The sequence below is a fragment of the Ensifer meliloti genome (assembly GCF_030064585.1).
GTDB classification, from domain to species: Bacteria; Pseudomonadota; Alphaproteobacteria; order Rhizobiales; family Rhizobiaceae; genus Sinorhizobium; species Sinorhizobium meliloti.
Genome location: NZ_CP120364.1, coordinates 33,716 through 45,889 on the forward strand (window position 1 = coordinate 33,716; position 12,174 = coordinate 45,889).

Consider the following 12,174-nt stretch of genomic DNA (forward strand, 5'->3'; position numbering starts at 1 on the left):
GATGCTGCGGTACATTCTCTGGCGCATCGCAGTCATGGTCCCGACGCTTCTCATCATCTCGGCGCTCGTGTTCGCCATCATCGAGCTGCCCCCCGGCGACTATTTCGAAAGCTACATCGCCGAGATCAGGGCGCAGGGCGAAGGCGTCAATATGGAACAGATCGAGGCGCTGCGTAAGCAGTATGGCTTCGACCAGCCGCCGATCCTGCGCTATGTCCACTGGGTCGCGGGGATGCTCCAGGGCGATTTCGGCTATTCCTTCGAATATGAATTGCCGGTGAGCGAGGTCGTCGGCGAGCGCCTGTGGCTCACGGTCCTGGTCTCCTTCGTCACCATCATCTTCACCTGGGTCATCGCCTTTCCGATTGGCCTCTATGCCGCGACGCACCAGTACAGCTGGGGCGATTACGGCCTGTCGCTGATCGGACTCATCGGCATCGCGATCCCGAATTTCATGCTGGCCCTCGTCCTCATGTATTTCGCCAATATCTGGTTCGGAACCTCGATCGGCCATTTGATGGACCAGAAGTATCTTTCCGAGCCGATGAGCTGGGAAAAGGCGAAGTCGATACTGGAGCATATCTGGATCCCGGTCATCATCGTCGGCGCGGCCGGTACTGCCGGCATGATCCGGCGCCTCAGGGCCAATCTGCTCGACGAGCTCCAGAAGCAATATGTCGTGACCGCCCGCGCCAAGGGGCTTTCGCCCACGCGGACCCTGCTCAAATATCCGCTGCGCATGGCGCTCAATTTCTTCATTTCGGACATCGGCTCGATCCTGCCGGCGATCATTTCGGGCGCGGAAATCACGGCAATCGTGCTGTCCCTCGAAACCACCGGACCGATGCTGATCAAGGCACTGCAGAGCCAGGACATGTATCTAGCCGGTTCGTTCCTGATGTTCCTCGCGTTCCTCACGGTGATCGGAGTGCTGGTTTCCGATCTGGCGCTCGCCGTCCTCGATCCTCGAATTCGTCTGCAAGGCAGGAGCACAAAGTGACGTCACCGATCCCGGCGCCCGGCGAGCCCCTTCCGCACTACGTTTCGACCGCGCCCTTCGACCCGTATTCCGTGGAGGTCATGACCGAGGAGCAGGTGCGGGTGAACCAGGCATCACAGCTGCGCCTGATGTGGTGGAAGTTCAAGCGCCACAAGGTCGCGCTCGCCTCGGGCATCTTCCTCGCGGTGCTCTACGGCATGATCCTGATCTGCGAGTTTCTCGCGCCCTACGACCTGCACACGCGCAATGTCGATTTCATCTATGCGCCGCCGCAGAGGGTTCACTTTTTCCACGAGGGTGAATTCGTCGGCCCCTTCGTCTACGGCCGGACGATGACGCTGGACATGGACACGCTGAAGCGCAACTACGCGGACGATACGTCGAAGGTCGAGCCGATCCGGTTCTTCTGCCGCGGCGACGACTACCGTTTTTGGGGTTTGTTCGAAAGCAATCTGCATCTGGTTTGCCCGGCGGAGGGAGGGCAGCTTTTCCTCCTGGGCACGGACCGTCTCGGCCGCGACGTGCTGTCGCGGATCATCTACGGCGCGCGGATATCGCTGACGATCGGACTTCTCGGCATCACCGTCAGCTTCGTTCTCGGCATCGTCATCGGCGGGCTTGCCGGATATCATGGCGGGATCTTCGACCTTGTGGTCCAGAGACTGATCGAAGTCCTGCAGTCGATACCGAGCATTCCGCTCTGGCTTTCTCTGGCGGCGATCATGCCGGCGACATGGAGCCCGCTTCTCATCTATCTGGGTATAACGGTCATCCTAGGCCTTCTCGACTGGACCGGCCTTGCGCGCGCCGTGCGCTCGAAGCTGCTCGCGCTCCGGGAGGAAGACTATGTCCTTGCGGCGCAGCTGATGGGCGCCAGAAGCGGACGCATCATAGGGCGACACCTCGTTCCGGGCTTCATGTCCCATCTCATCGCAACGGCAACGATCTCCATACCCGGCATGATCCTCGGAGAAACGGCGTTGAGCTTCCTCGGCCTCGGCCTGCGCCCTCCGATAACCAGCTGGGGAATCCTGCTCACCGAGGCAAAGAGCGTCAGCGTCATTGCCTTCTATCCTTGGCTGCTTTTCCCCACGATCCCGGTCATTCTTGTGATATTGGCGTTCAACTTCCTGGGAGACGGGTTGCGCGACGCCGCCGATCCCTACAAATAAGCCCCGGTATCGCTGTTGGCTGCAAGCGATCGCTGCAATAGACTTCGACGTTTCTATCTTTGAGCGAAAGGTTTTTCGTATGACACGGCGCTTCGAGGATGCCCGCATCCTCATGTACAGCCACGATACCTTCGGGCTCGGCCATCTCAGACGTTGTCGCGCCATCGCCCATGCACTGGTGGAAGATTACAGCGGACTGCAGATCCTGATCATCTCCGGTGCGACCATCGCCGGCGCCTTCGATTATCGCGCGCGCGTCGACTTCGTGAAGATCCCGAGCGTCATAAAGCTCCGAAACGGCGAATATACCTCGCTGGACCGTCACATCGAGTTGCACGAGACCTTGAAAATGCGGCAGTCGATCATCCGTTCGACGGCGGAAACCTTCCGGCCGGATATTTTCGTCGTCGACAAGGAGCCGATGGGTCTGCGCGGCGAGGTAGAGGATACGCTCGCCTACCTGAAGACGCACGGCACCAGGCTGGTGCTTGGTCTGAGGGAAATCATGGACGCGCCGCACCTCCTTGAAGAGGAATGGAAGCGACGCGACACGATGCGCAAGATCGAGCAGTTCTACGATTCGATCTGGGTCTACGGACCGCCGGACTTCTACGATCCGCTGGTCGGGCTCGACGTGCCCGTTGCCGTGCGCGACCGCATGAACTTCGTCGGATTCCTGCAAAGAAGCGTTCCCCACGACGCACTGCCCGGCCATAAGCCGGAAGGCGACTACATACTGGTCACCACCGGCGGCGGTGGTGACGGAGCGGACCTCATCCATGACGTGATCCACGCCTATCAGGAGGATCCCGAACTCACGCATAACGCGCTCGTCGTCCTCGGCCCCTACATGCCGGCAAAGCAGCGCAACAAGCTGATCAAGAAGGGAAGCAAGATCCCATTCATCAAGATAATCGAGTTCGACAATCGCATGGAGGAACTGATAGCCGGCGCCAGGGGCGTGGTGTCGATGGGCGGCTACAACACCTATTGCGAGATACTCTCTTTCGACAAGCCCGCCCTGATCGTGCCGCGCCTTCAGCCACGCGAAGAACAATTGATCCGCGCCCAGCGTGCCTCGGCACTCGGGCTCGTCGACATGCTGCTTCCTCAGGAAGCGGAGGAGCCGTTGCGCCTTGCTGCGGCCCTGAAGGCGCTGCCGCAGCGCGCGCCTCCGTCGCTCCGCGCCAATGGCCTGAGGCTGGAAGGCCTCGTCCACATATCCGAGATCGTCGGCGAATGGCTCGATCATAGATCGAAAGAGCATTTGGCCGTCGTGAAAAGATCGAACTGAAGACACGTGTCGCCGAAACCGAAGATCGCCGTCGTGCTGAAGGGTTATCCACGCCTTTCGGAAACGTTTATCGCGCAGGAACTGCTGGGCCTCGAAAGAGCAGGGCATGAGCTCGTCCTCGTCGCCCTGCGCCGTCCGACCGACAGGAAACGCCATCCCGTCCATGACGAAATACGCGCGGCCGTCCATTACCTGCCTGAATATCTGCATGAGGAGCCCTTGCGCGTTTTCCGAGCGCTGGTGAAGACCGTCCCGAAGCCCGGCTTCCGGCGGGTGCTCGGGTCGTTCCTCCGGGACCTCGCGCGCGACGTTTCACGCAACCGCTTCCGCCGTCTTGGTCAGGCGCTGGTGCTCGTCACCGAATGGCCGGAAGACGCCGCGTGGCTGCATGCCCACTTCATTCACACGCCGGCCTCGGTAACGGACTATGCCAGCATAATCACCGGCATACCCTGGACCTGCTCTGCCCATGCAAAGGACATCTGGACCTCTAAGGATTGGGAGCTTTCGGGCAAGCTCGACCGGGCCCGCTGGACGGTGACCTGCACCCGAAGCGGCTATGAGCACCTGCGGGACCTGTCGAAGGACCAGACCCGGGTCCATCTGAGCTATCACGGCCTCGATCTCGATCGTTTCCCGGCCTTCGAAGGCGAGCATTCCCGGCGCGACGGCGCGGATCCCGACGATCCGGTGCGCATCGTCAGCGTCGGGCGCGCCGTTCCCAAGAAGGGATATGACGTCCTCCTGAAGGCGCTGTCGTTGTTGCCTGCGGATATCAACTGGCGCTTCGAGCATATCGGTGCGGGAGAGCTCACCGGCGGGCTCCAGGCGCTTGCCGCAAAGCTTGGCATCGAGGATCGCATCCGCTGGCACGGGGCACTCGATCAGAAGGATGTTTTGGGCCGCTACCGTGGGGCCGACATCTTCGCACTGGCGTGCCGGGTGGCGGCCGATGGTGACCGCGACGGCCTGCCGAATGTGCTCGTGGAGGCGTCGAGCCAGCGGCTTGCCTGTATATCGACCGCAGTCTCCGGCATTCCTGAATTTCTTGAAGATGGCAAAAACGGCCTGGTGGTGCTGCCGGAAAGCCCGGAGCCTCTTGCCGCGGCACTGGAGCGGCTGATCCGCGACCCGGAGCTCCGCCGGCGGCTTGGCGCCGCGGGGGAACGGCGCGTGCGCAGCGAGTTCGACCACCACTCCAGCGTCCGTCAGCTGGTCGGGCTCTTCGAAAGCGAATGGAGAAGAAGTCCTTGAGCAGGCCTCGCGTCTTTTTCTATGTGCAGCATCTTCTCGGTATCGGGCATCTGGCGCGCGCGAGCCGCATTGCCGGAGCGCTCGTCGAGCGGGATTTCGAGGTCACGATGGTGACCGGCGGCACGCCGGTGCCGGGCTTTCCGGGGGAAGGTGTGCAGACCGTCGCACTGGCGACGGTGACTGCCGGCGACAAGGGGTTTTCCGGGCTTGTCGACGGCGACGGAAACCCGGTCACGGCCGCTTTTCAGGAGCACCGACGGGATCTGCTCGTCGAGGCGTTCCGCCGCACGGAACCGGACGTCGTCATCATCGAGGCCTTCCCCTTCGGGCGTCGGCAGATGCGGTTCGAACTGCTGCCGCTGCTCGCTGAAATTGCGGCGAGCAGCCGGCCGCCGCTCGTGACGACGTCGCTGCGCGACATTCTGCAGGAGAGGGTCAAGCCCGGGAGGGCCGAGGAGACTGTCGAACTCGTCAAGAACCATTTCGACCTCGTACTCGTTCACGGTGACCCCGGATTCGCCCGTATCGAGGAGACATTTCCCCTTGCCGACGAAGTCCGCGACAAGGTCGTCTATACGGGCCTCGTCGCCCCGCCGCCGCCAAATGAGGCGGCGGAGAAGTTCGACATCGTCGTTTCGGCGGGCGGAGGCGCGGTCGGCAGGGAGCTGATCGGCGCGGCGCTCGAGGCCGCGAAGCTTCTGCCGAACGCACTTCGCTGGTGTCTGATAACCGGCCCGAACCTGCCGCAGGCGGATTTCGACACATTCGCGGCCGCGGCTCCAGAGGGCGTCAGCCTCTTTCGTTTCCGGCGGGATTTCGGTGGCTTGCTCTGCGGTGCCCGCCTTTCCGTCTCGCAGGCCGGCTACAACACCGTGTGCGACATTCTGCGTGCCGGATGCGCGTGCCTCCTCATCCCCTTTACCGCAGGGCTATCGCATATGAGCGATAAGAGAAGTGAGGAATTCGTCATCCCAGCCCGCCTTTTTAATTTTCCGGCGGATGGAGGCCTTGTCGGGGTGCGATCGCAAGAGGTTGAGAGCGATCTTGCGCAAGAACGCAATGTTCTGCGGGCCGTTGTCCTTGCGGTTTCTGGCGGCGTCCTCGTGGAAGTGGACATCCAGAACCCAATGCAGTTTGTTTTCGATTTGCCAATGGGTTCTTACAACCTCGATCAGCGCGCTCGGCGACATGGTGGTGGAGAGCAGGAAGTAGCGGACATGGCTGGTCAAATGGCCGTTGGTATGACGGCTTGTGGTCTCGACGCAGCCGATGGCCTGCAGGCCCGGAAAGTTGATATCGCCGGCAGCCACAACGCTGGCGCGGCGTGTCTCGGTGCGGTCATGGGCAGTCTCGGCTGCAATCTGGATGCTCTCGACGTGGCCGGCGTCCTCGATGCGGGCGAGCGCCTGGGCCAAGAGGCCGGGCTGGTTGGCCTTCAGTGCCAGAGCATAATCGCCGCCGGCAGCGAGGATGGCGCGGGCGGTGTCGGGCCGGCAATGCAGGGCATCGGCGGTGACGATAGAGCCCTCCAGTGCCAGCAGCGCGAGCGCATCGAGAGCCCCTTGCACCTCATTGCGGCCCGGCGCGAGCTTTTGGCCGATGACCAGACCGGGACCGGCAGCCCAGACATTGACGAAGTGGAGTGGCGTGGCCTTGGCGGCGCGCCGGTAGGCACCGCGCACCGCCTTGCCATCGATCGCTACCACCCCTTCGAGACCCTGCGCAAAGCTCGCCGTGAGACGGCGAAAGGCCGCATCAAAGGCATCCGGATCGAGATGGCGGAAGACGGTGGAGAAGGTGTCATGGCTGGGAATGCCATAGGGCAGCGGCACGATTGTCTTCAGCCATTTCTTCTTGGCAACGCCGAAATCGGCCATATCGGTACAGCTTTCCGCACCGCAGACAATCGCCGCAACGGCAATGAACAGGATCGACGTCAACGGATGGCGCGCATTGCGACCGCGCGGATCTGGCAAATCTTCAAAGCAAGCGGCAAATCTACTCATCGAGACCTCCAAGGCAGCGGAGGACTTCATGAATCGATTTGCCGCAACAAAACAACCACTTATTCGCTATATGCGATTCCCCTGCCCTTTACCGCGGGTGGCGAGACCGAACAGAGCACGCGGGCGGCACGGCTCGAACAGCTCGATCTCGCCGGCGTGCTGCCGGAGGAGGGGATCACGCCTGAGCTTCTGGCCGCGAAGGTGAGCTTCATGCTTGCCCGGCCAAGACCGGCCATCCCGCCGCTCGACCTCGACGGAGCCGCCGGGACGGCGAGGATCATCGGCGAGCGGCTTTCGTCGAGACAGTCCTTTCCTCACCCAGCTCCAGGTCTTAGACCGACCCGATCAGCATGAAGCGCGTGTATCTTTTTGTCGGCAGCGCTCCCGCGAAGTCGATCCGCGCGAGACGCGCCTGCGCTTGAAATTCTTCAAGCGACCTGACGCAGCTTATGTGGGTGGGTTCGCTGAAATAATCGTTCGATTGCAGGAGGACGCGCGTGCCGGGCGAAAGCAGGTCGAGCCAGTTCCGCAGTTCGGCGATATGCTCGCAGCTCGTGTTGATCAGCAGATCCGCATTCAGGGCGCGATAGTCGAGCGTGTGCATATCGGCCGTCATCGCATGGAATCTGTCGCCGAAGGCCGCGTTGAGCGTGCGCGCGACCGGCTCAACCGCGGGATCGATGTCGCAACTCACGGCGAATTCGATGTCGAAGCGCGAATCTTCGAGCAGCATGGCCGACAGAACGCCGTACCAGCCGCCGAGCACGATGATCCGACGACAGTCTGCGCCGATGCTCTCGAAAAGCTTGTCGCGGGCCCACATCTTGCAGTCGACCTGCTTGTGGTTGAAGGCGTTGGCAATGTTGGCTTGCGGATGCTTCGCGATGACCCTGGCTATGCCGCCGACGAGCCTGCTGCCGGAATAGGCAGCCAGCCCCCGGGCAAGGTCATGGGCGTTTTCGCGCCAATCTTCGAGAAGGCGGGCAGAGTGGCTGGCATGCGTCATGCGGCTGTTGTAAGCTCACGGTCAAGTGAGCGCAAGGCGCCGGAGTTGGGCCGCAGGAGTGGAGGCAAGAGGCCTGCGTAGATGAGGCGGTACTGCATATCAGTCGGAGGCTTGACATGGCGCATCGCTCTGCTCTCATGCCGGGTAGTCACGATTTCGTGGAGGTAGCGCAGGCCTATTGACGATCAGGCGGACCGGCACCAAGTGCGGCGCTGTAGTCCGCCGGCAGAACAGCCGTGCGATCCCGAATTTCAGATAGGTCTCTTTACCGGCACATGGAACCACGTCTTTCCCGCTACATCTGGACTCACACCCGCAAGCAGCAACTCTGGATATTGCTGGTCGTGGCGCTGTCGATGGTTCCCTATTTCCTGTCCTTCGATCTGCCGAAGCAGATCGTCAACGGACCGATCCAGGGTGCAGGTTTCGACGGCCCCGAGGCGACCCAACCGTTCCTGCCGATTTCCTTCGACCTGCCGTTCTTCGGTGAGGTCAACCTCTTCTCGGGTTTCGATCTCGGCAGGGAAGGCATGCTGCTGGCCTTGAGCCTGGTGTTCCTGCTGCTCGTGATCATCAACGGGCTCTTCAAGTTCTATATCAATACCTACAAGGGCCGGCTCGGCGAGCGGCTTCTGCGGCGAATCCGCTTCGAGCTCGTCGACCGGGTCCTGCGCTTCCCCCCCGGCTATCTCAAGCGCGTGAAGCCGGCCGAAATCTCGACCATGATCAAGGACGAGGTGGAGCCGATGGGCGGCTTCACCGGAGACGCCTTCGTGCAGCCCGCCCTTCTCGGTGGGCAGGCGCTGACGGCGCTGATCTTCATCCTCCTCCAGAGCTTCTGGTTGGGCATCATCGCAGCCTCCATCGTCGCCGTTCAGGCGGTCATTATCCCGCGCATGCGCAGGCGACTGCTGGTGCTCGGCCGCGAGCGTCAGTTGACGGCGCGTGAGCTGTCGGGCCGCGTCAGCGAGATCGTCGACGGCATCGGCACGATCCGCGCCCACGATACCTCCAATTTCGAGCGGGCCGACATTGCCGCGCGGCTCGGCCGGATATTCAAGATCCGCTACGACCTCTATCAGTGGAAGTTCCTGGTCAAGTTCCTGAACAACTTCCTGGCCCAGGTGACGCCGTTCCTGTTCTATTCGATCGGCGGATATTTTGCGCTTCAGGGCCGGCTCGATATCGGCCAGCTTGTCGCGGTCATCGGCGCCTACAAGGATCTTCCGGGCCCCTTGAAGGAATTGATCGATTGGGACCAGGCGCGCCAGGATGTGCAGGTCAAATATGCCCAGGTTGTCGAACAGTTCAGTGTCGAACCGCTGATCGACCCCAAGGTGCAGGCGATATCCGTCGACCCGGCAACGCCGCTGACGGGAGCGCTGGCTGCCGTCAACCTTTCGGTGGCCGACGACGGTGGCTCGAAAGTCGTGGAGCATGTCTCGCTGCAGATCCAGCCCGGCGAGACGGTCGCGATTACCGGCGGCACGTCCGGGGGTGGCGAGGCGCTGGCCGAGGCTTTCGGCCGGCTGACCTGGCCCGCAACCGGCCGGATCGTCATAGGCGACGCCGATATACACGATTTGCCCGAATCGGTGGTGGGCAGGCGAATATCCTACGCCTCCTCCGACGTCTTCGCCTTCCAGGGCAGCCTCGGCGACAATCTGCTCTACGGGCTCAAGCATGCTCCGTTGACGGAGGTCGTCTATGAGGGCGACAGGGAAGTCCACCGCAGGTGGGAGCTTGTGGAGGCGAAGCTCGCCGGCAATCCGCATTACGACCTGAACAGCGACTGGATCGATTATCAGGCCGCGGGCGCGACCGGGCCGGACGACCTCTTCGCGAAGATCAGGGCCGTGCTGGACGTCGTTCTTTTGAGCAATGACGTCCTGGCTCTTGCTGTCCGATCGACCATCGATCCGACCGAGCACGAGGCTTTCGCCGGCGAGATCGTGGCGATGCGCAGCGCGCTTCGCCAGCGGCTCGAGACCGAGAAGCTCAGCGATCTCGTCGTCTTCTTCGAACCGGGCTCCTACAATGTCGAGGCAACCGTCGGGGAGAACCTGCTCTTCGGCACGGTCACCGACAGCAACCGCTGGGAGACGGCGCTCGAGAACCATCCCTTCTTCAAGACTGTTTTGAAGCGGGCAGGCCTGCACGAGACCTTCTACGAAATGGGGCTCGAAATCGCCGAGAACGTCGTGGAACTGTTCCGCGATTTGCCGCCCGACCACCCGTTCTTCCAGCAGCTCACCTTCATGACGGCCGAGGAAATCCCTGCCTACGAAGCGCTTCTTCAGAAGGTAAGGGGAAAGCCGCTCGAGGAGGTGTCCGAGGATGATGCCATCAGGATCATCCGCCTTTGCTTCGGCTATATCGAGCCGCGGCATCGTTTCGGTCTCCTGACTGACGAGCTCATGCAGAAGATCGTCGAGGCGCGGCGGGAATTCAGCGACGGCCTCCCGGCCGATCTCGTCGGCATCATCGAGCATTACCAGCCGGACCGCTACATGGCCTCGGCGACAATCCTGGACAACGTGCTCTTCGGCCGCATCGGGCACAAGCACACGGATGGCTCCGAGCGGATACGTGCGATCGTGCGCGACCTGTTCGAGTCGCTCGGGCTCTATAACAAGGTGCTCGTGTTCGGGCTGGATTTCGACGTCGGCGCCGGCGGCAAGCGGTTGACGTCCGGCCAGCGCCAGAAGCTCAATCTCGCGCGTGCCCTGATCCGGGTCTCGGATTTCTACGTGTTCAACCAGCCGCTTCTGGCGCTCGACCAGCGCACGCAGGACCAGATCACCCGCAAGGCCTTCGCCTTCTTGCGGGACGGCGAGCGCAAGCCCGCCATATTGTGGGTCCTTGCCAATCAGGACCTGGCGGAACTCTTCGACCGCGTCGCGCATTTCGAAAACGGGCGGTTGGCGCGCGACGAACCGGTGGAAACGCATGCAAGAGACAGCGACTACAAGGAACTGGCATCTTGATGTAATATTGTTGTCAGGAGGCAAGCATATGTTCCCGCCGGCACGGGATAGGACCTGTTTGCACCAACCGCGACGCATTCGGAGAACCGGACTGTTATGCTCCTAAAAGATGAAGTGGAAATGCTGCGCCGGATAACGCTGTTTTCCGGACTTCCGCCTGCCAAGCTCAAGCTTCTGGCTTTCACCTCCGACCGGGTGATGTACAGCAGGGGAGAAGATCTGTTTCATCAGGGGGATATCGGCGACGCGGCCTATGTGATCCTTTCGGGCAATGCGGATGTGCTGGTTTCGACGCCGAACGGACAGTTGAAAGTCGCCGAAGTGGAGCAGAATTCGATCGTCGGCGAGATCGCCATCCTCTGCAACACGCCGCGTACGGCAACGGTCAAGACGACCACCCCACTCGAAGCTCTGCGGATCCGGAAGGATGATTTCCTCAAACTGTTGGCTGATTTCCCGGAGATGGCAGTCGAGATCATGCGGGTGCTGGCCGACCGTCTCAGCCAGACGACTTCCGAGTTGACGGAGGCGCGCAGCCGCGCCCAGAGGGCAGAGGCCTGAACCTCGTTCACCCGTTTCCCCTTCGCGGCGTCCCAGGAAAAACCGGTTTCCACTTCGCTTGAAAATGCTCTAGAGAAGCGCGATGCGCGCGATAACCTATTTCCAGAGAACCGTTTATTTCCCAGACAAGCCGGAAAAGGCGCGCTTCTTCAGCCGGTTGCAGTCCGGCCAGTGGGAGCCCGGTACTTTTCGCAACATCGCGCGCTTCGTCAACGGCAAAACGACCTATATCGACATTGGGGGCTGGATCGGGGTCACGCCCTATTGGGCGGCACAGACTGCCGATAATGTCATTGTCGTCGAACCTGATCCGGTCTGTTTCGGCATTCTCACCGAAATGAAAGGCGCAAACACCGGGGAAGTGAAACTCGTCAATGCGGCTCTTTCGCAAGACGAATGTCTCGTTCTCAATTCCGTGGGCGGCGGCTTCGGGAGTTCGGAAACGTCGGCGCTGATCGCCGACGACACCGGCATGTCGATCGAGGCGAAGACGATCACCATTCCCGAGCTTCAGGCGATGGCGAGGACCGAACGTCTCTGCCTCAAGATCGATATCGAAGGCTACGAATACAAGGTTCTCGACCAGTTTCGGGCGATCGACCGGAAGAGGACCGCCGGCGTGCTGCTCGCGGTGCACCCGCAGATCCTGGCCGCTTCGCTCTCCGGGCCTGCCGTTCTGCGCGTAATCAGGACCGCGGCGGCAACCTTCCGCCTGATACGAAGCCTGCGTGGCTTTCGATTGGAGAACCCGTCGGCGCTCTGGGGAGCGATCCGCAAATCCGTCTCCAAAGGCGAGCTCAGCGGCTTCGACCTGCTCTTCGTTGCGCGTTGAGACAACGCCCGGGTACGCTTCATCCACAGGTGAGCGATCTCTGCGGCCAGTCATTAGGTTCG

General features: G+C 61.6%; 9 protein-coding genes and 2 pseudogenes. 9 read left to right on the forward strand and 2 right to left on the reverse strand.

The genetic code is table 11. The features are described from left to right. Position 1: 1 nt before the first annotated feature. The 5 genes and pseudogenes from PZL22_RS00135 to PZL22_RS00155 form a co-directional block, all read left to right on the forward strand. On the forward strand, positions 2–1,000 hold the full coding sequence (locus tag PZL22_RS00135; protein ID WP_003531312.1) for an ABC transporter permease: 999 nt from the start codon (positions 2–4) through the stop codon (positions 998–1,000). Beyond that, on the forward strand, positions 997–2,172 hold the full coding sequence (locus PZL22_RS00140) for an ABC transporter permease (protein ID WP_003531310.1): 1,176 nt from the start codon (positions 997–999) through the stop codon (positions 2,170–2,172). Before PZL22_RS00135 ends, PZL22_RS00140 begins: the two co-directional genes overlap by 4 nt. A 79-nt stretch (positions 2,173–2,251) precedes the next feature. Then, positions 2,252–3,466, forward strand: coding sequence for a glycosyltransferase family protein (locus PZL22_RS00145; RefSeq protein ID WP_003531308.1), 1,215 nt, complete (start codon positions 2,252–2,254; stop codon positions 3,464–3,466). 6 nt (positions 3,467–3,472) lie between these two features. Further along, positions 3,473–4,720, forward strand: coding sequence for a glycosyltransferase family 4 protein (locus PZL22_RS00150; RefSeq protein ID WP_127516699.1), 1,248 nt, complete (start codon positions 3,473–3,475; stop codon positions 4,718–4,720). Then, positions 4,702–5,649: pseudogene (locus PZL22_RS00155) on the forward strand (glycosyltransferase family protein); the annotation flags it as partial. The gene PZL22_RS00150 and the pseudogene PZL22_RS00155, both read left to right, overlap by 19 nt. On the opposite strand, the gene PZL22_RS00160 reads toward PZL22_RS00155, so the two are convergent. After that, positions 5,650–6,726 carry an ISAs1-like element ISRm21 family transposase gene (locus PZL22_RS00160; RefSeq protein WP_013844321.1) on the reverse strand — a complete coding sequence of 359 codons (1,077 nt, stop codon included), beginning with the start codon at positions 6,724–6,726 and terminating at the stop codon, positions 5,650–5,652. 81 nt (positions 6,727–6,807) lie between these two features. Between PZL22_RS00160 and PZL22_RS00165 the strand changes: the two are divergent. Continuing rightward, positions 6,808–7,080: pseudogene (locus PZL22_RS00165) on the forward strand (glycosyl transferase); the annotation flags it as partial. Here the strand turns inward: PZL22_RS00165 and PZL22_RS00170 are convergent. Continuing rightward, complete coding sequence (locus PZL22_RS00170) at positions 7,058–7,732, reverse strand: class I SAM-dependent methyltransferase (protein WP_164817834.1); 675 nt, start codon at positions 7,730–7,732, stop codon at positions 7,058–7,060. The pseudogene PZL22_RS00165 and the gene PZL22_RS00170 overlap by 23 nt on opposite strands. 275 nt (positions 7,733–8,007) lie before the next feature. Between PZL22_RS00170 and PZL22_RS00175 the strand changes: the two genes are divergently transcribed. The 3 genes from PZL22_RS00175 (at position 8,008) to PZL22_RS00185 (ending at position 12,112) form a co-directional block, all read left to right on the forward strand. After that, positions 8,008–10,719, forward strand: a complete 2,712-nt coding sequence (locus PZL22_RS00175) for an ABC transporter ATP-binding protein (protein WP_127516695.1) — start codon at positions 8,008–8,010, stop codon at positions 10,717–10,719. A gap of 96 nt (positions 10,720–10,815) precedes the next feature. Next, positions 10,816–11,280 carry a cyclic nucleotide-binding domain-containing protein gene (locus tag PZL22_RS00180; protein WP_028005698.1) on the forward strand — a complete coding sequence of 155 codons (465 nt, stop codon included), beginning with the start codon at positions 10,816–10,818 and terminating at the stop codon, positions 11,278–11,280. Positions 11,281–11,362: 82 nt separating this feature from the next. Next, positions 11,363–12,112, forward strand: coding sequence for an FkbM family methyltransferase (locus PZL22_RS00185; RefSeq protein ID WP_284718374.1), 750 nt, complete (start codon positions 11,363–11,365; stop codon positions 12,110–12,112). Positions 12,113–12,174: the final 62 nt, after the last annotated feature.

Excerpts from the sequence above, each read along its gene's own strand:
- PZL22_RS00175 (WP_127516695.1), top strand. The coding sequence starts at position 8,008 with ATGGAACCACGTCTTTCCCGCTACATCTGGACTCACACCCGCAAGCAG.
- PZL22_RS00135 (WP_003531312.1), top strand. The coding sequence starts at position 2 with ATGCTGCGGTACATTCTCTGGCGCATCGCAGTCATGGTCCCGACGCTT.
- PZL22_RS00180 (WP_028005698.1), top strand. The coding sequence starts at position 10,816 with ATGCTCCTAAAAGATGAAGTGGAAATGCTGCGCCGGATAACGCTGTTT.
- PZL22_RS00145 (WP_003531308.1), top strand. The coding sequence starts at position 2,252 with ATGACACGGCGCTTCGAGGATGCCCGCATCCTCATGTACAGCCACGAT.
- PZL22_RS00185 (WP_284718374.1), top strand. The coding sequence starts at position 11,363 with ATGCGCGCGATAACCTATTTCCAGAGAACCGTTTATTTCCCAGACAAG.
- PZL22_RS00160 (WP_013844321.1), bottom strand. The coding sequence starts at position 6,726 with ATGAGTAGATTTGCCGCTTGCTTTGAAGATTTGCCAGATCCGCGCGGT.
- PZL22_RS00170 (WP_164817834.1), bottom strand. The coding sequence starts at position 7,732 with ATGACGCATGCCAGCCACTCTGCCCGCCTTCTCGAAGATTGGCGCGAA.